Origin of the sequence: Paludisphaera soli, from assembly GCF_011064595.1 — a bacterium.
In the GTDB taxonomy this organism is placed as follows: domain Bacteria; phylum Planctomycetota; class Planctomycetia; order Isosphaerales; family Isosphaeraceae; genus Paludisphaera; species Paludisphaera soli.
Window position 1 is genome coordinate 1 of the sequence record NZ_JAALJI010000033.1, and the last position, 19,756, is coordinate 19,756.

Annotated in this window: 17 protein-coding genes and 1 pseudogene; 7 read left to right on the plus strand and 11 right to left on the minus strand. The window is 67.4% G+C overall.

The annotated features are described in order from the left end of the window. Nucleotides 1–246 precede the first annotated feature (246 nt). The 4 genes and pseudogenes from G6O68_RS27430 to G6O68_RS33665 all read left to right on the plus strand — a co-directional run. Nucleotides 247–612, plus strand: coding sequence for a thioesterase (locus G6O68_RS27430; RefSeq protein WP_165252191.1), 366 nt, complete (start codon nt 247–249; stop codon nt 610–612). Between the two features lie 112 nt (nt 613–724). After that, the gene (locus G6O68_RS27435) at nt 725–1,417 is read left to right on the plus strand and encodes a DUF6985 domain-containing protein (protein WP_165252192.1); all 693 of its coding nucleotides are present in this window, start codon (nt 725–727) and stop codon (nt 1,415–1,417) included. 69 nt (nt 1,418–1,486) lie between these two features. Further along, nucleotides 1,487–2,074 carry a hypothetical protein gene (locus G6O68_RS27440; RefSeq protein WP_165252193.1) on the plus strand — a complete coding sequence of 196 codons (588 nt, stop codon included), beginning with the start codon at nt 1,487–1,489 and terminating at the stop codon, nt 2,072–2,074. A gap of 159 nt (nt 2,075–2,233) precedes the next feature. Then, a pseudogene (locus G6O68_RS33665) lies at nt 2,234–2,506 on the plus strand (HEAT repeat domain-containing protein); the annotation flags it as partial. Between the two features lie 235 nt (nt 2,507–2,741). Here G6O68_RS33665 and G6O68_RS27450 read toward each other — a convergent pair. From G6O68_RS27450 to G6O68_RS27500, 11 genes are all read right to left on the minus strand, one after another. Further along, entirely contained in the window at nt 2,742–2,939 is a 198-nt protein-coding gene (locus G6O68_RS27450; RefSeq protein WP_165252190.1) for a hypothetical protein, read from the minus strand. A 78-nt stretch (nt 2,940–3,017) separates the two neighbouring features. Next, nucleotides 3,018–3,320 (minus strand): helix-turn-helix domain-containing protein, encoded by a 303-nt coding sequence (locus G6O68_RS33670; protein ID WP_390625399.1) that lies wholly within the window; start codon nt 3,318–3,320, stop codon nt 3,018–3,020. After that, nucleotides 3,265–3,591: a hypothetical protein gene (locus G6O68_RS27460; RefSeq protein ID WP_165252196.1), complete on the minus strand. Its 327-nt coding sequence runs from the start codon at nt 3,589–3,591 to the stop codon at nt 3,265–3,267. The genes G6O68_RS33670 and G6O68_RS27460 overlap by 56 nt, the downstream gene beginning before the upstream one ends. 326 nt (nt 3,592–3,917) lie before the next feature. Beyond that, entirely contained in the window at nt 3,918–4,304 is a 387-nt protein-coding gene (locus G6O68_RS27465) for a glyoxalase/bleomycin resistance/extradiol dioxygenase family protein (protein ID WP_165252197.1), read from the minus strand. 11 nt (nt 4,305–4,315) lie between these two features. After that, nucleotides 4,316–5,026, minus strand: a complete 711-nt coding sequence (locus G6O68_RS27470; protein WP_165252198.1) for a GNAT family N-acetyltransferase — start codon at nt 5,024–5,026, stop codon at nt 4,316–4,318. 289 nt (nt 5,027–5,315) lie between these two features. Then, nucleotides 5,316–5,756 carry an acyl-CoA thioesterase gene (locus tag G6O68_RS27475; RefSeq protein ID WP_165252199.1) on the minus strand — a complete coding sequence of 147 codons (441 nt, stop codon included), beginning with the start codon at nt 5,754–5,756 and terminating at the stop codon, nt 5,316–5,318. Beyond that, complete coding sequence (locus G6O68_RS27480) at nt 5,743–11,589, minus strand: type I polyketide synthase (protein WP_206108226.1); 5,847 nt, start codon at nt 11,587–11,589, stop codon at nt 5,743–5,745. The genes G6O68_RS27475 and G6O68_RS27480 overlap by 14 nt, the downstream gene beginning before the upstream one ends. Next, nucleotides 11,586–12,542, minus strand: a complete 957-nt coding sequence (locus tag G6O68_RS27485; RefSeq protein ID WP_390625400.1) for an enediyne biosynthesis protein UnbU — start codon at nt 12,540–12,542, stop codon at nt 11,586–11,588. The genes G6O68_RS27480 and G6O68_RS27485 overlap by 4 nt, the downstream gene beginning before the upstream one ends. Before the next feature lie 3 nt (nt 12,543–12,545). After that, the gene (locus G6O68_RS27490) at nt 12,546–14,516 is read right to left on the minus strand and encodes a CRTAC1 family protein (RefSeq protein WP_165252201.1); all 1,971 of its coding nucleotides are present in this window, start codon (nt 14,514–14,516) and stop codon (nt 12,546–12,548) included. Continuing rightward, entirely contained in the window at nt 14,513–15,457 is a 945-nt protein-coding gene (locus G6O68_RS27495; protein WP_165252203.1) for a DUF1702 family protein, read from the minus strand. The genes G6O68_RS27490 and G6O68_RS27495 overlap by 4 nt, the downstream gene beginning before the upstream one ends. 99 nt (nt 15,458–15,556) lie before the next feature. Continuing rightward, nucleotides 15,557–16,294 carry a hypothetical protein gene (locus tag G6O68_RS27500; RefSeq protein ID WP_165252205.1) on the minus strand — a complete coding sequence of 246 codons (738 nt, stop codon included), beginning with the start codon at nt 16,292–16,294 and terminating at the stop codon, nt 15,557–15,559. A 663-nt stretch (nt 16,295–16,957) separates the two neighbouring features. Here G6O68_RS27500 and G6O68_RS27505 point away from each other — a divergent pair. From G6O68_RS27505 to G6O68_RS27515, 3 genes are read left to right on the plus strand one after another with little or no spacing between them, the layout of a single operon-like run. After that, nucleotides 16,958–18,058 carry an ABC transporter permease gene (locus G6O68_RS27505; RefSeq protein ID WP_165252207.1) on the plus strand — a complete coding sequence of 367 codons (1,101 nt, stop codon included), beginning with the start codon at nt 16,958–16,960 and terminating at the stop codon, nt 18,056–18,058. A 14-nt stretch (nt 18,059–18,072) separates the two neighbouring features. Next, nucleotides 18,073–18,735, plus strand: coding sequence for an ABC transporter ATP-binding protein (locus G6O68_RS27510; protein WP_165252209.1), 663 nt, complete (start codon nt 18,073–18,075; stop codon nt 18,733–18,735). Between the two features lie 11 nt (nt 18,736–18,746). Then, nucleotides 18,747–19,664, plus strand: a complete 918-nt coding sequence (locus G6O68_RS27515) for an efflux RND transporter periplasmic adaptor subunit (RefSeq protein ID WP_165252211.1) — start codon at nt 18,747–18,749, stop codon at nt 19,662–19,664. Nucleotides 19,665–19,756 lie beyond the last annotated feature (92 nt).

A 19,756-nucleotide genomic window follows, 5' to 3' on the forward strand; every position in this document is an offset into this window, starting at 1 on the left:
CTGATGCTCATGCAATCCCGGAAAGTGCAGACGCAAGCGCAAGCATAATTTTAAGTATCACACAACCCCTGTGATTTCCGGCTATTGCGGCCCCGCGGCAGCTTGTTAAACTGGGCAATCTCGCGATCGGTCCCCGCTACCTTGACGAGGCACCCATGGCCCGAATGAAGACGGCAGCCCCCAAGCACGTCGAGCCCGAGGAGGAGAGCCAAGACCTCGAGGAGCAGGACGACGAGCCGGAGGCCGGTGGGCAAGGCCATCTCCAAGGCCGCCGCCGTTAGAGATGCCCTGGAGCAGGGCGAAGAATCGCCCGACGACGGCGTCGCCTACATCAAGAAGATCCACGGGATCGAGATCAGCAAGCAGATGTTCTCGTCGTACAAGACCAAAGAAAAGACGAGACAGTCGGAGAATCAGCAGCCCGCCGCACCCAAGGGCAAGCCTGGCCGAAAGCCGAACGGCGAAACCGCGCCGGAACCCCGGCCCGCTCCTGCCGCACGACCGGCCGCCAATGGCGAGCCCGACCTGATCGAGGCGATGGAGGCCATGCAGCCGCTGGTCGCCAGCCTCGGGGCCGACAAGGTGAAGCGGATTGTCGACCTTCTGGGCTAACCTGACGCTGCAGCGGACCCGGCCGCCGTCCCGCTTTTCGGTAAACTCAAAGGCCGCTCGGGCGGGGTTGCCCGCTGAGCTTTTTCGTACGGCGGCGGAGGATGGCGCGGTCATGAGCGCGTTCCAGAACAACTTCCAACCCGACCCGGAATCGGACGGCTCGCGGCGACTGTGGCGGACCGCCAAGCCGCTGCTCCGGGACGCGGTGGTCGCCTTCGCCCCGCCGTACCCCGAGTACCCGGAGCTGGAGGACGACAGGGCCTTCGGTTCGACGAACGACCCGAGCTCCCCGTCCGCCCGCGAGGCGAGCTCTGAGGTTGAGGTCGCGATGTACGCCGACAGCGGAAACGGGTTCGGCAGCTTCCAGGAGCGGGCGTGGGAGTTCATCCTCGCGAACGCCGTCGCGATCGAGGTCGCCCTGCGCCGCAAGCTGTTCGCCTGGCACACGAAGTCGTTGGCGCAGTTCCGCGACGAGGACCTGCCGAACGACGAGTCGTTGCAGGAGTACTGGAAGGGGATCGAGCGGCAGGTGCCGGTGGAGGAGCCATCGGCGATCGACCACTTGTTCAAGCTGGTCGGCATCGGTCTGGCCGACAGCGGGCTGGACGAGACCGGATTCAGCTCGTTCGAATTCCAGACCGGCTGGGACCGGGACCACGGCCTCGGCGTGCTGATGCATAGGGATCGTGTGCTGGCGGCCGGGGGGATGACCGAAATGATCTGCGGTCCCGAGGTCGTGGAGGGTGCCCGGGTCGTGCAGGCCTACGATTTGGACGACGGCGACTTCTCGCTCCTGAGCCCGTAGCGGGGTGGCTCGACCCTGGCCTCGGCACCCGACGCCGATCAGACCAATTAATTCCGGTTGAGACGCTCGATGGAAGCAGCCGACCTCTTGGCCAAGCTCGACGCGATACGCTTCTTCGAAGGTTACACGCCCGAGGCCGAGCGGGAGGCCCGCGACAAGGCCCTCAAGCAGTTTGAGGAGGGGATGGCGGGCGAGTCCCGGAAGTTTTTCGAGCGGTTCCCCGGATTCGCGATGAGGTTCCTCCGGGTCGACATGGAGCTGGACGGGGCCGAGGACTTGGAGCTCGTCCTCGACCAATTCGCGGCCGAGACGTTCGGGATGTTCCACCCCACCGACGTCGCCGCGGTCTGCGACCCGGACGAGGGCGTGATCCGGCTGGAGTTCCGCGTCGACGGGGTGCCGTACAAGGCGGAGGCGGAGCACGACACCTGGGTGCCCAACGAGGTCACGGAGGTCATCGAGAAGGCATTCAAGAAGCACTGCAACAAGCTCGAGTTCCACCCGGTCCACTTCCCGGAGCACACCCAGGAGGCCGTCATGACCATCTGCACCGCCCGGGCGTTCAAGGCGGCGGTGAAGGCCGGGCTCTTCCCCTCGGATTACCAGCAGGGGAACGACCCGGCGGCGTACGGCGAGGCCGCCTCCCAGGAGTCGTGACCTGCCACGACTCGCTCGGAGAGGCCGTCCGTGCCGGACCGAAATATGGCGGGGACAGGAGGCCGCAGTGGAGCAGAATATGGAGGTCGGGCTCTCCCGCTGGCTGGCGCTCATCGAGGGCCCGAGGGCCGCGAGGGGCGTACTTGCGCCGTCGAGGAGATGCAGGCCGTCGGCACGGATACGGTCCTCCCGCTCCTCGCGGTCAAGCTCGCCGACCCCGACATGGAGGTCCGCTGCCGGGCCATCCTGGCGCTCCTGTTCGCGGACGCCGGGCGGGCGATCGACCTGGTGCTGCCGATGCTCCACGACCCGGAGGTCACCGTCCGATGGCAGGCGTGCGGTTGCCTGCACGACTTCGGCGACGAGCGAGCGGTCGGCCCGTTGGTCGCCGTTCTGGCGGACGACCCCGACCCGCAGGTGCGCGGCACCGCGGCGTACACGCTGGGGGCGGCGGCAGCCCGGCCGCGATCCCGGCCCTGCTCGAGGCGATGGACTCCGACCACGAGCCGGACGACCTCGGGCACTCGGCCAGTTCGTGCGCGGCCACGGCCCTCGACGATATCCTTGGCACCGACGAGACACGCATCCGGGGGGCCGATGCGTTGTGTCAAATGCGATCGGGCGAGCCGGACATGGGCCGGCTGCGGCGTCTGGCGACGGGGCTGTTTCAGCAGTGGTCAGACGGCCGGCCCTGACCGGGCTCTGCACCTGACCCGGGCCGCACCCGGACATCGAAGGAGATCAGCGAGGACTCTCGAGGTATGACCCCGCCGTCGTGGGTGTCGACGTTCACGCAGGGCTTGCCCTCGACCTCGGCGATCATCGCCTGGACGGCCTTACGATCCTCCGGGTTCTCGAAATCCATCGGCGTGGCCTCTGTCCGACGAACGGGGCGGGATGCGAGGTGACAGACCCACCGCTCGCGCAAGCGTTGTTTGGGCGTTCACCTTGGCTCGACGGGCTCTGGTGGAGAACCTTCCGGCACGGCGCCACGGGTTGGTCGCTTAATGCCGTGTCGTCCTCGCCAATATCGGACCGTGCTCGGAGAGACTCGCACACGCTCGGCGATCTTGCGATCTGAGAGGCCCTCCGACACCCAGGCGACGATAGATTCCCGTTGGCCATCGAGATACATGGGAGCTTCCTCCAGTCCCGGTGGGCAGGACCACCGCACCAGACCTTCAACCTCGTCATAGTTCAGACCAGTTACCATCGGCATACTTGAATCGGCCGTTCTCGTATCCATCCGCGATCGACCGAAGGAACACGCGGAGGCTCGGCGCGAGGACGACGACGTAGTTGGGCTGGTCATTGATCGCCACGATCTGCCCAACGACGCCCCCTTCAAGTGGTCGTAGGTCGATGGCGATGCTGGTCGGATTCTCCGAGCTGACCAGTTGGATGTAGTCGCCGTGGAAGCGCGCGGGGCCGATGCACTCGTATATCTCGTCCGCATTCTCCTCGGCCATGCCGCGATACCGCAGCGTGTGCTCGACGATCTGCTCGACGCCGAGCAACCAGCCCCAACCCGAGAACTGGACAGGATCGGGGCCGAAGCGGACATCGGGACGATCGGGTCGCCGGGGAACCAGCAGAAGTCGGCCGCACCTTCGGGTTCCTGGCCGTCGATGCACCTCAAGAACTCGATGAGGTCGCTATCAAAGGCGACACCCAGCTTCACCTGAGCTTGCCGGATGGCTTCTTCTTGTGCCGGGCCGTTAAACCTCGGATTAGGCGGTAAATCAAGCTTCGCCAGCGCCGCGACAAGATCGCGGGCGATTATCTGCATGTTTTCCATCTAATTAACTTTCAATCGAATTCAGGATCGTCGATCACACCCGCGTCAGGCGAACTCCTCATCCAGCGGGTGCGTGAAGCAAAAGCAGACGCCGTAGGGGACTTCGGCGAAGAAGACGCGGAATGGCTTGCCATCGCATTTCTGCTCGTCGATGATCCCCGGCCCGATCCCCTTGGCTTCGTATTCACGATGCAGGGTATCCACATCACCGACGGAGAACCAACAGCTCGCCTGCTCGGGGTCTTGGCCGTTGACCGCCAGGCCGATCTCCACGTCGTCCCGCTTCAGCCGGACTGTCGTCTTGTCCTTGGAAATGGGCGAGAAACCGAGGCACTGCGTGTAGTAGCCGACGGCGGGGCCTATCTCACGGACGGGGATGGCGTTCGTGTCGGTGTCGCCGATCGGGCCGGTCGCCTTGAAGAACACTGGCATCGAGTATCTCCTCAATCGGGCTTGAGCACGCCGGACAGGAATCGGGCGCAGGGCAGCATCCCCGCCTTCTGCAGCGTCGCGCGGGACGCCGAGTTCGTCACGTTGCAGCGGGCCGCCGGGACCTTGCCCATCTCGTAGGCCAGGCGTTTCAGCTCCTGGATCAGGTAGCTGCCGTACCCGCGCCCTCGGAGCGGCCCGGCCGTCGCCATGTAGATGTCGCCGTACGGCACGTTGTAGTGAAAGAGCAGCCCGCCGGTCGCGGCGACGACGCCGTCTACCTGAAGGAGATTGTGAGAGTCGGCATCCAAGCCCTGGCTCGTGATCCGTTCCTTGTCCGCCTCGGTGACTTCCCTGAAAACGGCCCCGGGGATGGAAAGGCTCGTCGTGATCGCGTCGTAGAACAAGATGACGTTCGACTCAATCCTCTCGGCGCAGTCATAGAGCATGAGCGTCAGGAGGAGGTCGTTCGTTTGAGCCTCGATCAGCGTGGCCCCGCTGACCTCCACGAACCGGCGGAACAGAAAGAGCGCCCGGCCCCGATGGGCTGGCAGGACGTAGAACTCCATCACCGTTTCCCTCGGCTGGTCCCTGATGGCCCCAACGAGCCCATAGCCGACGATGCGGCCGTCCAGCCGCAGCAGGTAGGAGTCGGTCCAGCCCCGGGCGTGCCAGGAGTCGCGGACGATCTGGCAGTCCATCTCCTCCCGGTAGAGCTCTCGCATGGCCAGCGTCGCTTCGTGAGGTACTGGCGAGACGTCGATCGTCACGGGAGGTCCTTTCTCGGTCGGCACGGCCTCCTGTTCGTCTGGACACTTGTACGGAAGATAACGGTCCTGTGCTAAGGGGGCAAGGCTGGATCGGTGGGATTCGCTGATTCGAATCGGGCGTCCCCCTCCGGGGCCGAGCTCTGCTCGGGTCCCGTCGCTGTGACCTGCCCCCGGGAAAGTGGACCATCGCATTCGAGAATTCGAATGCGATGGTCCACTTTCCCGGGTCCACGTCAAAGGCTCGTTATCCCATGTATGAGGGAGGAGGCGAGAACGAGCGGAGGGCGTCACGCAATTCCGACGGGATGGGGATCGGCGTCATTCGGTCGCCTTCGCGGAGCATGCAGGCGATCTGCTGCTCTCCGCGGGCCACTAGCTTCTCCCGGCCACTGTCGGTCCGGAAGTACTCGAAGCTCATCGTCAGACGATTTTGCGCCAGCGACTCGAGCGTCATTCGGATAGAGACTTCGTCCAGGGCTCGCAGCTCTTCCAAGTAATCGCAAACGACGCGGACTGTGACGAAGGCGAGGCCGCGACTCATCTGAGCAAGGGTCCCGGGCGCGTGGTCGCGTAGGAACAGCTCGCGACACCGCCCCTGCCATCGTAGATGGTTCACGAAGTAGACATTCCCGACCAGGTTCGTCTCTTCGAATCCCACGATGTGACGATACTCATACGCGCGCATCGTCCTCCCTCGTCAGCAGCCCTACGACCCAGGGACCGCCCGCCTCCCGGTTGGGGAGGGCGAATGTGGCGATCGCCAGAGCGCCTGAGCCGAGCACCACGACGCGATCCGGGCTCGTGGTCCTCAGCACGAGTGGGGCCGCTGGGGGGGACCCGGCCTTGGTCAAGCATTCGCCGGCGACCCACGAGCGGGTCGCCGCCAAATCTACGGCCTCGCCGGTCTCGCGGGCGACCAGCCGCGAAAGCTCCCAGCGATCGTGTCCCAGGAGGTCACGCCAGAGCGAGGTCGGCCTCGACGTGCATGCTTCCAGGTCGCAAGCGACGACGCCCAGGCCCGTCGTCGCGATCGTCAGGCCCTGGGAGTGGGCCGTCGAGACGCCCCTTCCGCCGAGGCCGGCGACATCGGGTTTGCCGTCCAGCCGTCTCGTGATGGACGCGGACGACCCGATCAAGGATCGGAACGACCGGTCGCTTTGCGCGCGGCGATCGGGACCGCCCCCCCGGCCGATCTCCACTGCAATGCGGGAACCGGGGAACAACGTCCGCATCCGACGCTCGAGGTAGGGGCCCAGCAAGGGTGCGGGCCAGTGAGCCTGGGGCTCGCCCCGCTCGATGACGCGCAGTCGGAGCCCTTCCCATCGCTCGAGAAGGAGACCGCTATCGTCACTCATGTCCACGTCATAGATGAGCAGGTCGCCCTCGTCCACTCGCTCCCGAGCGCTCACGAAGCAGGGACCTTGGAGCGGCTTCGCGCCAGGAACGAGCCGATCGACCCCGACTGGCAGCAGGGTGGCCTGGGGGATGCAGCATTGGATCGCGTGGATCGCGGCGTCGCGCACGGCGGGGTCGCCCAACATCCGCCCGGGAGGAAGGTATCGGCCGAACCACTCGGTAGGCTGGGCTTCGGCGATCTCGGCGGTGCAGGCCGTCGACCGGAGGCGTCGATAACGCTTGACGCGTCGGAACCGCCCGGACTGGAACAGGAGGTTGCCATACAGCTCGGTTTCGGGATCGATCGGGACGGAGAGCGAGTCGTCGACCTGGTCGAGCGCCCCCGCCTCGCTTGCGGAGAACCCTGAACCTGCGTCTCCGAATCGGCAAGTCCCCCTGAAATGATCGAACTGGAAGGCCGTCGCGGCGCAGCGGAGGACCACGTCGACCCGGCCGGGGCCGCTGACCAGGGCCGAGACGCGGATGTCGGTCGATTGACCAAGGGGGAGCACAATGGGGCGGTCGAAGCGTACATCCTCGAAGACCGGGAGCTCGGAGGTCCCGAGAACGGCCGTCGCGGCCTGGGCCATGGCCTCCAGGCCCATCGCCGCGGGAAAGAGACGCTCGCCGCGGAAAACGTGATCGTCAAGGTACGGATCGGTCTCGACCGAGATCGTCGCATCCGCCACCAGCTCGATTCCGGGGTAGCTGACCCGCGGATGTTCGAGAAACCTCATCAAGGGGAGGTCGTCCCCCTCGAGGGCCAGGATCGGCTGGGTCCCGAACCGTCCCGCCACCACGAGCGCGACCGCCGGCTGAGGCGACGAGACCAGGCGGAGGAAAAGCCCCACCCCCGCATCGGGCGGAATGGCCGTGATCCCCCGCCTCGCCATCGCATCGATCCCTCCCAGCCGGTCGCCCATCCCGACCCCCGACCAGACCGACCATTCCAAGGCGAGGCAGCGACAGGCGGGATGCTGCGCCTGGAACCGCTCGGTCCATCGCGCCAGCCATTCGTTGGCGACGGCGTAATCGGCCTCCCCGGGCATCCCTGTCTTGGCGATGAGGGAGCCGAAGGTGACGAGGAGCTTGAGACGACTTCCCGGGACGGTCGCCAGGACGTTACGCAGACCATGGACCTTGGGGGCGAGGGTCCTCAAGAACGACGCTTCGTCCAACGATGCGAGCAGTCGAGGTACGTTGACCCCGGCACCATGCACGACCGCGGTTATCGGTCCCAGGGTCGACTCTATCTCGCGCACTGCCGATCGGACGGCATTGGCGTCGGTGACGTCAGCCGCGACGTAATGGAACGCGACCCCCGCGGCAGACATCCGCTCCAGGTTGGCCGCGAGGTCCCGGTCGGCCAAGGGGAGCGAACGCCCCAGCAAGGCGAGCCGGGCACCCGTCTCCCGAGCGAGCGCAAGTCCGCACTCCGCGGCGATCCCCTTGCCCCCGCCTGTCACGAGTATGATGTCGGAGGGGCCCAGGGGACGATGAGGGTTCCCACCGTCGGCGTCCCAGGGCAGTACACGCAAGGTAGGCTGGAACCGACGCCCGGCCGGGTCATAGTGGACTTCGGTGAAGCCGGGGGTGGACGCGGCCTCGGCCTCGGCGACCACCCATTGCACCGCCAGGGGATGTCCATCCGGCACGTCCACGACGCAGACCGCCAGTCGCGGGATCTCCTGCTGGACGGTCCGGGCGAAGGACGAGGCCCCGCCGTGATGCTGGACCAGGATGAATCGGCCGACTTCCGGATCCGAGAGTACGGTGCGAGCTGCGTGCAGCAGGAGTCCGACATGGCGCTCGTCGGGCTCCGGAGGGAGGCAGGCCACCACTCCGCATCCGGCGTGCGCCTGGGACAAGGCCTCGCGGACGTCCTCCGCGAACGCCTCGCGGGCTGGTGATGCGCTGCTGCGCCATGAGCCCGACGCTTCGTCCGGACGCCCCCGGGGCCGTGGTCGTTCGACCAGGACCGAGGTGAAAGCCCGGAACCAGGGGGCGACGCCCTGATAGGTCAAAGCCGACGACGCGCCCCGGCCGCTGGCACGCGCGAGGACCAATTCCTCCAAGGCGGCCGCAACCTCCGCGATCGTCGCGTCGGCGAACGCGGTGGGATCGACGGGCGGCGCGGCGCCCGCGCCGCTGGCGATCTCAGCCACGAGCTGTGCGATCGTGATCGAGTTCATGTGAAGGTCCCCGAGCAGTCGGCTTCCGTCGTGCACCGACCACGTCGGCAGCTCGATCCGGGCCGCCACCCTCGCGCGAACCTGTTCGAGCACCGAGAGAGCCTGATCGGAGGGCGGCGCGGACGTGGCGACCGGGATCACGCGGGGAGGCTCGCGCAAGTCTTCCGCGGCCGGCCAGGGTGCTGGGGCCAGCTCGCAGGGATTCGTGAAGAACCGAGGTTGCCACGCGAGGGAGAACGGCCGGCTCAGCCGACCCGAAAACAAGGCGGTCGGACGGACTTCGGCCCCGAGGGCGAATGCCGCACCGACGGCCGACAGCAGCCCGAGCAGGGAGTCCCCGCCTGCCTCGACCGGCAGGACCGGAGCTGCGACCAATCCCGCGGCCAGTCCGGTGAGGACCCGGCCCGGCCCCACCTCGATCGCCAGGTCGACATTCTGCATGGCCGCGACCATCGCCTCCAGGAACCGGACCGGCGCGGTGACCTGGTGGAGCAGGAGATCTGGAACATCGACGTCGAATCCCAATCGAGCACCGGTCACGGTCGAGAACACGGTCCGCTGCAACGCCCCGAATCGCTCGCGCGCCAGCAACCGGGCCAACGGCCCGACGGCCTCGGCGACCAGGGGAGAATGGAAGGCGTGGGAGACTGGCAATCGCGTCGCCGCGAAGCCGCGCCCGCGGGCCCGGGCGACGATCGCGTCCACGGAGCGGCCGGTCCCCGAGATGACGATCTGACGGCGGCCGTTCAGGCCGGCGATCACGACAGGTTCGCCATCGATAAGGGCTTCGACCTCGGCCTGCTCGGCCTCGAGGCTGGCCATCGCACCATCGCCGGCGGGGACTTCGGCCATGACCCGGCCCCGCGACTTCGCGATGCGAAGCAGGGCGTCGGCGTCGAAGGCCCCGGCCCAGTGCAACGCGCTCAGCTCGCCCAGGCTGTGGCCCACGGCGATCTCAGCCTCGACGCCCAGCTCGCGGAGCAAGGCTGTCGCGGCCAGCGATGCGGCGACGATCGCCGGCTGGGCCGACGAGGTCGACCGAAGGCCGCCCTCCGCGGGGATGCCCGCGCGGGCGTAGATGTCCTCGACCGCCGAGAACCGCCGACTCCAGGCCGCCCCGTCGAGAGTCGCCGGCGAGCCCTGTCCCGGGAAAAGGAAGGCGATCCGAGGCCGCGACAGGCCCCGGCCGAGCGAGTAGCCGAATGGCGGGCCCAGGTCGGTCGCAAGCCCGTCCTCGCCGGCTTCGCGCCGCCCACCAGCCAGCCCATTCCTCAGCGCCATCAAGCGGGCCCAGAGTTCGGCCGGGCGGGCCGCCACGACGGCCGCCCGGACGGCTCGTTCGTCGAGCGAGCCGGCCAGATGGGCGGCCAGGTCGGAAAGCTCCGCCATCGACAGCCGATGGGCGAAGCTGAGCAGGTGATCGACCCGACCCCGAAGGTCGTCGTCGTCGCGGCCGCCGAGGAGGAAGAGCTCGGCGTCCTGCGGAGAGGAAAGCGTCGCCATCTCACGCGGGGTGACGGCCGCACGCCGCGCCTCGGCCGGCGACTCGAGGACGAGGTGGGCGTTGATCCCGCCGAAGCCCATGGCGCTGACGCCCGCCCGGAGAGGCCGGTCGCTCGGCCAGATCCGGCCTTTCTTGAGGATGCATTGCCGCGGACGGTCGCCGGTCAGCTCGGGATGAGGCCGTTCGCACCCCGTCGTCGGCGGAAGGATCTGGGCGTCGAGGGCCGCCGTGGCCTTGATCAACCCGGCGATGCCCGCGGCGGCCTTGGTATGGCCGATGTTGGCCTTGATCGAGCCGATGACGGCCGGCGGGGGCTCGGCACCGGCCTCCCGCAATGCGCGGCCCAGCGCCTGCAACTCGGTCGCATCGCCGACGGCGGTGCCGGTCCCGTGGCCTTCGAAGTAAGCTACCGTCTCGATCCCGAATCCTGCTCGCCGGTAGGCCCGTCGCAACGCCAGGAGCTGACCCTCGACCTCCGGACGCGTGATCCCGCCCCGGCCGTCGGACGAGACTCCCCAGCCGCGGATGACCGCGACCACCCGCCGGCCCTGGGCCAGCGCGTCGGCCAGCCGCATCAACACCACGACTCCGCAGCCTTCGCCCGGCCAGAACCCGGCGGACCGAGCGTCGTAGACGCGCATCAATTCCTCGGCCAGCGCCCCGGCCTTCGCGAACCCCACCAACTCGAAGGGATCCAGGCTGAGGTCGACCCCGCCCGCCAGCGCGGCGTCGAGGTCTCCGGCCGCGAGCGCCGAACATGCATGGGCCACCGCCAGCAACGAGGATGCGCACGCGCCGTCGACGGTGTACCCGCCTCCTTTCAGATCGAAGTGATTGCAGATCCGCCCCGCGATAGTGTTGGAAAGGCCGCCGGCGAGCGTCTCCTCGCCCACGGGCGGGAAAGGAGCCTTGAAGGACGTCTCGAGCCGGTCCAGGAAGTCGCGCCGCCGCTCGGGCGTCCAGCCCTCATCGGACAGGGCGGACTCGACCACCCGACGGGTGTAGGGCCAGCGGAGTCGGAGCGCATGGGCCCGCGAGAATTCCCCCGTGAGCGTGTTGCCCAGGAAGACGCCGGTCGCGTCGCGCGGCAGCCCATCGCCCGCCTCCAGGCCGGCGTCCTTCAAGGCCCGCGCCGCGACGTCGAGCGCCAGCCAGTGCGCCAGGTCTGCGGCACGGTAGCTCTCCCCCGAGACCCGGAAGCCGACGCGGTCGAAATCGTAGCCCGCGATCACCGCCGCCTCGATCGCGTACGTCCGATCGGGGGCAGTCCGATCGGCCGACCAGTAATCCTCCATGCAAAGCCGCTCGGGCGGCATGCGTCGGAACGCGCGACGGCCCGCCAGCACGTTCTCCCAGAGCTCGGCGGGAGAGCGCGCGTCGGGATACTCGCAGCCGACCCCGACAAGCGCGATGGAGTTTGACATCATTCCGCCATCTCCAGGACCGAAGCGGGTGCGATCGGCACGGGCGACGGCGACGCCGAGTCGGCGCACGATCGCTCCCAGGCTCGGAATGCGGCGATAGCCGCGAGACCCAGGCCTCGGGCCGAACAGACCGCCAGCAGCGAGAAAAACAGCCCGAACACCACGTGCGACGCCATCAGCAGCCCGTATACAGCCGCGACCGACGCGCCGAAGGCGAGCTGGGCGATGGGGGCGGACGGCGTCGTCGCTGGGTCGGTGACCATATAGAACGTGAAGAGCAGGAAAGCCATACCTGTAACCGGCAGGCAGGCCGCCAGGAAAGCCGCGTCCTGAAACCGGCTCCTCAGGTACGCCTGGAGCAAGAAGCCGCCGAGCCATCCCAGGATCAGCGGCAGCCTACCCGTAAATCGGGTGTTCAGGAACGTCCCCGACAGGATGATGACCATGGGCAGGAACCAGTCGCCGACGCCGTCGAGGTTCTCCGTGAACTGGTACGGCGGGGCGATCCCGATCCAGGGGAACAGCAGCAGGGTGACGGCGATGCCCGTGTTGGATGGGTTGAGACAGTGGCGTACACCGCGGCCGACGGGGACGCGAACCAGCGTCTTCGAGCCGACCCCAACGGCCGCCGCGAAGGCGATCGGCCAGAGGCGGTCGTTGGCGTAGAGAAGCATCGCGATCGCCAGGGCCGTGATGTGGGACGGGAGGAGGAAGTCGACGACGGTGCGCCAGCCCCCGAGGAACTGGAGGGGACGTCGCTCGGACCAGGCACCCATCGCCTCCAGTACGATTTCGACGCCGTAAGCGGTCGCCAGCGCGACCAATGGCTGCGCCCACGACTGTTCGAAGCCCAACACGAAATGCCCCAGGACGTTCAGGATTGTGATGGCCACGGCGAACCGCCTCAGCGCGGCGAGACGGTCGCCGGGGCCCGATCCTGCGCGACAGTTGGACATGGTCTAGCCCGCCGTGGTGTCCGATCGTCCCAGGAGGACCACGTGCCAACCGGGAGTCAACTGGAGGGTTTGGTGGCGAATGCAGCCCCCGGAGTCGCGCCAGCTCAGCTCCACCCTTAGCGCGGCCTTGGGATCAGACTCCCCCAGCCCGAAATGCAGGTCGAAGCTCCGTTTCCCCGAGTGCCCATTGCCGCCGTCGACCTGGGAACTCAGGGTGCGGCCGTCGGGGAGCCTGACGCGGGCGGCGGCGCCGATCGCGGGACGTCCCGCGAAGTCAGAGCCGGGATGGCCGGGCCGGGACCGGGTCGGACCGTACCGGCCTCGGTCGACCGGCAGGAGCAGGTGCAGCCCGAGGAACGCCCCCGGAGCCGGGGACTGATTGGCGTAGAATGACGAGCTCGCCCACTGGTTCGCCACCGCGAAATCGAGCGCACCGTCGCCGTCGACGTCGGAGACCGCGACGCCCCGGCTGACGCCCGGCTCGACGTGCCCCAGTTCCGGCGCGACGTCCCAGTACCGTCCGCCGCTCCGCACCGCGAAGAGGTTGGGCTGACGGCCGCACAGGTCGTCGCCCGGCTGGAACCGCGGCCAGTTCCGGGGATCGTGCAAGAACTCGTCGTTACCCATCGCCAGCTCTTGCAGCTCTGGCCAGCGATCCACGATCCCCCGAACGAAGCCGTGAGCCTGGACCAACTCGACGGCCCCGTCGTTGTCGAAGTCGGCGAGCTTGACGTCCCATCCCCACGAGCTCCGGGAGAGCCCCAGGCGTTCGCTGTCGTCGTGGAACGGCGCGAGCCCTTCGCGCATCCGCCCCAGCTCGCCGGTGCCAAGGAAGGCGAAATGGCTCTCCTCCAGGGCGAACTCGGCGGCGATGTTGCTGACGAAGATGTCGAGGATTCCATCGCCGTCGAGATCGCCGAAATCGACCCCCATCCCCTTGAACGAGTCGCGGCCCAGGACCTTGGAGCTGGGCGTGGTCAGGGCCTTGCGCCCCTCCAGGAGTGCGAAGCGGACCGCGCCGGCGCGGGACCGATTGTGCAGAAGCCGATCAGGGCCGAAGTCGTTGGCGAGGTAGATTTCGGGCAGTAGGTCGCCGTCCAGGTCGGCCGCCCCGACGGCCAGGGTCCAGCCGAAGCCGCCGAGATCGTCGAACGCCCCTGCGACGTGGTCGAATCGAACCGTGGGCTCGTGCCCGCCGTCGGCCCCGGTCCAGCGAAGCAGGTGTGTCCCCCCGCCATTGTCGGCCCGGCTCATCGAATGCTGCATCGACTGCGCCCCCCCCGCGCTCGCGTCGAGAATCCGGGCGTCGTCGGGGAAATAATTGCCGACGACCAGGTCGGCGTGACCGTCGCCGTCGACGTCGGCCAGCGTGACGGCGTTGGTGTACCAGCGGCCGCCGTCCGGCGCGACTTCCCGGCGCACGAAGTCCCCCCTTGAGAGGCCCGAGCCCCGCGCAGCTCCCCCCCGCCGGAGGTACGCGATCGGCGGCCTTCCCCAATAGGTCACCAGGACGTCCATCAATCCGTCCTCGTTCAGGTCGCCTGGAAGGCAGCCCATCGGGGCCATCGTAGCGGGATCGTGTTGCGTCGCCGCGGGGCTCATGACGAAGGGGGCGAAACGATCACCCGTGCCCGGAGCCGGTGCCACCAGGACCTGATCGGTCCGCGTATCGACGTAGACGACGTCGTTGGGTAGGCCGTCGCCGTCCAGGTCGTTCAGCGCGACGGCCGCGCCGACCGAGGAGATCCAGGATTCGATCCGTTTCAGGCTAGGGTGGACCGGGCGGACGGTCCGGGACAGGTCGCCCGGCGGCTCCGGGAGCTCGCGGCGCACGAAGTGGAACCGCCCGGCCAATCGAGCTCGCTCCGCGCCCGAGAGCTCGGGCCGCAGGGACAGGCCGTAGAGGGCGAGGATGATAGCCAGGGCCGTCAGGCGCGCCGCATGACGACGGAGAATTCGGACCAGCCGGGTCATGCCGTCACGACCTCCTCACCCCAGCAGGCGCGGATACGCCCTCGCCAGACCTCGAAGGAGGGAATCGCTCCATCGCCCGGGAGATCGGCCAGAGCCTCGTCCGTCAGACGGGCGGCGTCCCCGGCCGACATGTCGCATAGGATTCGGCACGCCAGATCGGTGTGAGGTGCCGGGTTTCCAGCCCGCTCCCGCGCCTTGGCCGCGAAGGCCGCGCCCTGGGCCAGGCCCGGCCGGTTCGCCCCGGCCGTCGATCGCAGCCTCGCCATCGCCCCGCCCGTCGAGCCGCCCGCATAGGCGCACGCCAGGCCGACGCCGCTCCAGAGGTCGCCACGCCGGGCCTCGGGGAACCGCTCGATCGACGACGCGATCCGATCGCCGTCCGTCCCCTCGACGAACCAGAGGCTCCGGCCGAGCCCCTGGTCGAAGGCGCGCCGGGCGTAGCCGGAGAGATGCTTGGGGGTCAGCCGCCCATCGATGCATATTCGTGGTTGGAAGTAGCCGTGGTGGAAGCCATAGCCGTCCATCACCAGCCAACGCGAGAGCGGATCGAACCGCGCCAGCGTGCGACGGATCGAACACCGGAGGCGGGCGACGGCCCAGCCAGCCCCCACGTGCATCATGTAGACATGGGCCGCACCGGGCCCGGCGACGAACGCCCCGAAGCGTTCGCGTCTCCAGGGCGAGAGCCGATCCAACAGAAAGATCGCCATCGCCGCGCCCTCGTAGGCGAAACCTCGATCCTCCCGATCGAGTTGATCGAGCCGCTCGGCCAGCGGGCCGGGCTCGTCCTGCTCGAGCGCCGCGTGGTAACCTTCGAGGAAGCTGCGGCCTACCCGCTCGAGCCTCCGGGCGACGTACTCTTCGCACACCCGAAAACCGCGTCGCGCGACCGAGGTCTCCTCGGGAGCGATGCCGAAGATGCGCCTGCGGAGCCATCCCATGACGAATCCCCTTCGTCGGACGAAGCCCTGCGACGAGACCCGCCCGGGGCTCCCCTGCCCCGGGCGGGTCTCGTCGTCATCCTCCGCAGCCCACGAGGTTCAGGCCCCTCGCCGACGTCGGACGTAACCCAGGCCCATGAGGACGGCCGTGGCCCCCATCAACCACGAGCCGGGCTCGGGGATGGCGGCGGTAAGCACCCGGTGCACGGCCCCGTTGGGATGCACTTCGTCGAACGGTGTGATCGGCCAGAAATCGGCACCGTTGTCCTGGCCGTTGAGGAAGCGGTTGATCCCTTCGATCACGACGGCGCCGGGGGGAGGTTCGCGATCCCAGGGTACGTCGGTGCTCGTCAGCCTCAGCGAATCCGAGAGGACGATGGCTCCGTCGAGCGCCCCGATCCGGATGTCGAAGAAGACGTCGAAGAACGAGGAGAAGGTCCCGCCTTCGAGGCTCGTGAACGTGATATCCATCGAGCCGAGGGTCGCCGGCCCGCCCCGGGCCGACTGCAAGGTGATGTAGTAGGTGTCGAGCCCGAAGCCGCCGAAGTTCACCGGGTTCGCCGTCGCCAGCTGGAGGGCGAGCATCTCGAGCCGGGTCGTCCCCGTGTCGCCGATGGCCGGCACGGTGACGGCGTCGAGCCGATGGACGATCGTGTCGGTGTTGCCGATCCCGACCGGGCCGTTCCCGTCGCCGAAGTCGTAGGTCGCGAGCGGCACCCCGACGAGGGGGCCCAGCCCGGGGAAGTTAGTGCCCGGGCCCGACGCGAATAGGTCGTACCCGTCCTCGACCGTCAAACTCCCCGCCGCCTGGCCCTCCGCCGAGAGGGCGCACGCCACGACTCCCGCGGCAAGCCCCCCGAGCAGGCCGCGGCGCAACCATCCAAGTCGAATCGTTGTGTGCAGCATCATCTCGCTCCGAATTTTTTAGGATTCAAACCTCGCGTTTTGCATCGTTGCTGATCACATAAGACCATCACTTGTGTCTGTCGTTCACGCGGGAGGCCCTCCCAGGGCGATCTGCATGGACGTGGCACAAGCGATCGTCGAATGTCGAATCTTGCAAGCCTTCGCGATCGAGGCCTGGAGGTGAGTACAGATCGGAGCATCGCCCGGATCGACGCCAATGGCCGCTGTTCGCGCCTTGAATCGACGCCGTCGAAGAATTTCAACTAGCCTTTCCGTACCGCTCCCAGGTGCACCACGCCGCCAGCCCGGACCTCGTCGAAATTTCTGGTGGACTGAGGACGGTCCCGACGATAACCTGCCATTTACAAGACGTCTGGATCTCGGTCAATTAAATAAGTCTAAAAACCACCGCTGTCAAAGGTTTTCCCGCATAAAAGTTCGAGTTGCGAATTGTCAACACGAGCGGCCATACACTCCCGAACGATCGGGATCGCCAGGCAGCTTCGTCCGTGGAGCGCTCGGGCCGAAACGATCGCACTTATTAAGCCTGCCGGAGACTGGTTGGCGATGGTCGATCTGGCGACGAAAATCTTGTTGGATGACAAGACGCGATTCTTGACGACCGTCTCGGGCGTCGCGTTCGCCGTCATGTTGGTGATCGTCCAGGTGGGTATCTTCCTGGGCATGCTGGAGAGCGCCTCCATCACGATCGACCGCATGGACGCCGACCTTTGGGTCTGCGCGAAGAACACCCCGAACATCGATTTCGCGAACACGTTCCCGGAACTTTACGTGCATCGCGTCCGATCGATCCCGGGCGTCTTGCAGGCCGACAACCTCATCGTCTGGTTCGTCACGGTGGCACTGCCCAACGGGGCGAAGGAGGCGGCCATCGTCTACGGGCTCGAGGATTTCCCGCGCTGGAGATTCCCCTGGGACGTCGTCTCCGGCGACCCCGCGGACCTGAGGCGCGGTCGCTACGTGTTCGTCGACGATTCGGCGGAGCGGAGATTCGGCACCTTCGAGGAGGGCGAGTATCGCGAATTCCTGGGGCTTCGCCTCAAAATCATCGGGCGGACTCGCCAAGCGCGCTCGTTCACGACGAACCCGATCGCGTTCCTCGATTACCGCGTGGCGCAGGCGTTGGCCCCCCTGGACCTGCGGCGTCGGACGACGTACATCATCGTGAAGCTGGAACCGGGAGCCGATGTCGAGGCGATCCGGGCGGAGATCCGTCGGCGACTCCCGTACAACGACGTGCGGACCAAGCAGGAGTGGGCCGATCGCTCCCGCGGCTACTGGGTCGAGAACACCGGGCTCGGCCTGAGCATGTTCGTCACCGTCTTCCTCGGCTGCCTGGTCGGCGTGGTCGTGGTGGCCCAGACCTCTTACACGGCGACGATCGAGCATTTCAAGGAGTTCGCGACGGTCAAGGCCATAGGCGGCTGTAACGCCGACATCTATCGGATCATCGCCCGGCAGGCGACGATCTCCGCTCTGGTCGGGTTCTCCATCGGGGCTGCCATGGCCCATGCGGTCCGGCCGCTCCTGGCCGGTCTGGATCTGAAGTTGATCATCCATCCGACGTTGGTCGGAAACGTCTTCGTCGGTGCCGTAGCCCTATGTCTCGGAGCTTCATTGATCTCGTTCCGCAAGATCGCCGGCCTCGATCCGGCCGTCGTGTTCCGCAGTTGATCGGGAGGCGAGACATGGCGGTGCTCGAGGCGTTCCGGCTCACCAAGAGCTTCTTCGACGGGAAGGAGGAGGTCCCGGTCCTGAAAGAGATCTCGCTGCATCTGGAGCGCGGGGAGGTGGTCGGCCTCGAAGGCCCTTCCGGATCGGGTAAGACCACGTTGTTGTTCATCCTGGGCTGCCTGCTGAGCCCTACGTCCGGGCGGGTCGTCATCGAGGGGAGGGAGGCGGACCCAAACCGACTCCCGGAATTGCGGAGGACTTCGATCGGCCTCGTCTTCCAGCACTTCCACCTCTTCTCCGCGCTGACCGCGCTCGAGAACGTGGAATATGCGATGAACATCAAGGGAATGGGAGGCGCAGCGGCTCGGCGCGAGGCGGAGCGGATTCTCGAGGTTGTGGAGATGTCGGATCGACGGGGGGCGAGGCCGCGAGACCTCTCGGGCGGTCAGAAGCAGCGTGTGGCGATCGCGAGGGCCCTCGTGGGCCATGCTGCGATCATCCTGGCCGACGAACCCACCGCCAGCATCGACGCGCGACTCGCCGGCCAGATCCTGGAGTTGTTCGGCCGGCTGGCGCGGGACGAAAACCGCGCGGTCCTCATCGTCTCGCACGACCCGAAAGTACGCGGGGTTGCGGATCGCATCATCCGGATGCAGGACGGGCAGCTGCTGGATTAGGGGGCGGGTTCATGGCGGCGAAGCTCTTGTGGTCGATGGCCGGGGTCCTGCTCACTTGCGTCGTGGTCTGGCGCGCGGGCGAGGCGGACTGGGGACGGCCGTCGATCTTCACGAAGTCGTCGCCGCCGGGCGGCGAGGCGGCGATCGTCGGCCGAAACCCTTTGGGACGCCAGCAAAATTCGGTGCTCGCCGAGGGGCGGCTGGTGACCTATCCCGGCGCCGAAGTGGCCGTCGCCGCGGAACTCGCCGGGAGGATCGTCCAGATTCACGTGCGGGAGCGATCGGTCGTCAGTAAAGGCGACCTGATCGCGGAGCTCGCCTCTGAAGACCTGAATGCGTCGCGCGCCGAGGCCCAGGCCCGGATCGACGAAGCGGAGGCCGAGATCGGGTTTTACGAGAGAGAGGTTCTGCGAAGCCGGGGGCTGATCGTCCGTCACGCGGCCAGCAGCGTCGAACTCGAGATGAACTTGAGATCGCTCGGCACGACGCGAGCCCGGCAGCGGGCGGCCCTGGCCTCCAGGGCCCGCTTCGAGGTCCTCATCGCCAAAATGCGGATCATCTCCCCGATCGACGGCGTCGTCATCGCGAGATCCGCGCATCCGGGTGAAACCGTCGCCGCCGCCGCCCGACTGGTCACCATCGCGGATTTGGAACGCGTCCGCATCGAGGCCGAGGTCGATGAAGTGGATCTCGGGAGTATCGCCCTGGAGGCCGACGCCCGGATCACCGCGGAAAGCTTCCCAGGCAGGGTGTGGCGCGGCAAAGTTGAAGAGGTGCCCGACGTGGTCGTCGGAAGGCAGCTCAGGCCTGAAGACACTACCCGGCCCGTCGACATGCGAGTGCTCCTTGTGAAGATCGCCCTACTCGAACGGACACCCCTGAAACTGGGCCAGCGCGTCGAGGTCGAAATTGGCCACGGGCCTCCCTGATCGGAGGTTTGACTCGCTCCAGCCCGGTGAAATAGACGCGGCCGACGTGCCCGGCCCCCCACCGATGGAGCCGCTCTTTCGACCATGCAGAC

What these genes read in the sequence shown, in the direction of transcription:
- G6O68_RS27435 (WP_165252192.1), top strand. Translation starts at nt 725, where the DNA reads ATGAGCGCGTTCCAGAACAACTTCCAACCCGACCCGGAATCGGACGGC.
- G6O68_RS27440 (WP_165252193.1), top strand. Translation starts at nt 1,487, where the DNA reads ATGGAAGCAGCCGACCTCTTGGCCAAGCTCGACGCGATACGCTTCTTC.
- G6O68_RS27450 (WP_165252190.1), bottom strand. Translation starts at nt 2,939, where the DNA reads ATGGATTTCGAGAACCCGGAGGATCGTAAGGCCGTCCAGGCGATGATC.
- G6O68_RS33670 (WP_390625399.1), bottom strand. Translation starts at nt 3,320, where the DNA reads ATGGATACGAGAACGGCCGATTCAAGTATGCCGATGGTAACTGGTCTG.
- G6O68_RS27465 (WP_165252197.1), bottom strand. Translation starts at nt 4,304, where the DNA reads ATGCCAGTGTTCTTCAAGGCGACCGGCCCGATCGGCGACACCGACACG.
- G6O68_RS27470 (WP_165252198.1), bottom strand. Translation starts at nt 5,026, where the DNA reads ATGCGAGAGCTCTACCGGGAGGAGATGGACTGCCAGATCGTCCGCGAC.
- G6O68_RS27475 (WP_165252199.1), bottom strand. Translation starts at nt 5,756, where the DNA reads ATGCGCGCGTATGAGTATCGTCACATCGTGGGATTCGAAGAGACGAAC.
- G6O68_RS27480 (WP_206108226.1), bottom strand. Translation starts at nt 11,589, where the DNA reads ATGATGTCAAACTCCATCGCGCTTGTCGGGGTCGGCTGCGAGTATCCC.
- G6O68_RS27485 (WP_390625400.1), bottom strand. Translation starts at nt 12,542, where the DNA reads ATGTCCAACTGTCGCGCAGGATCGGGCCCCGGCGACCGTCTCGCCGCG.
- G6O68_RS27490 (WP_165252201.1), bottom strand. Translation starts at nt 14,516, where the DNA reads ATGACCCGGCTGGTCCGAATTCTCCGTCGTCATGCGGCGCGCCTGACG.
- G6O68_RS27495 (WP_165252203.1), bottom strand. Translation starts at nt 15,457, where the DNA reads ATGGGATGGCTCCGCAGGCGCATCTTCGGCATCGCTCCCGAGGAGACC.
- G6O68_RS27510 (WP_165252209.1), top strand. Translation starts at nt 18,073, where the DNA reads ATGGCGGTGCTCGAGGCGTTCCGGCTCACCAAGAGCTTCTTCGACGGG.
- G6O68_RS27515 (WP_165252211.1), top strand. Translation starts at nt 18,747, where the DNA reads ATGGCGGCGAAGCTCTTGTGGTCGATGGCCGGGGTCCTGCTCACTTGC.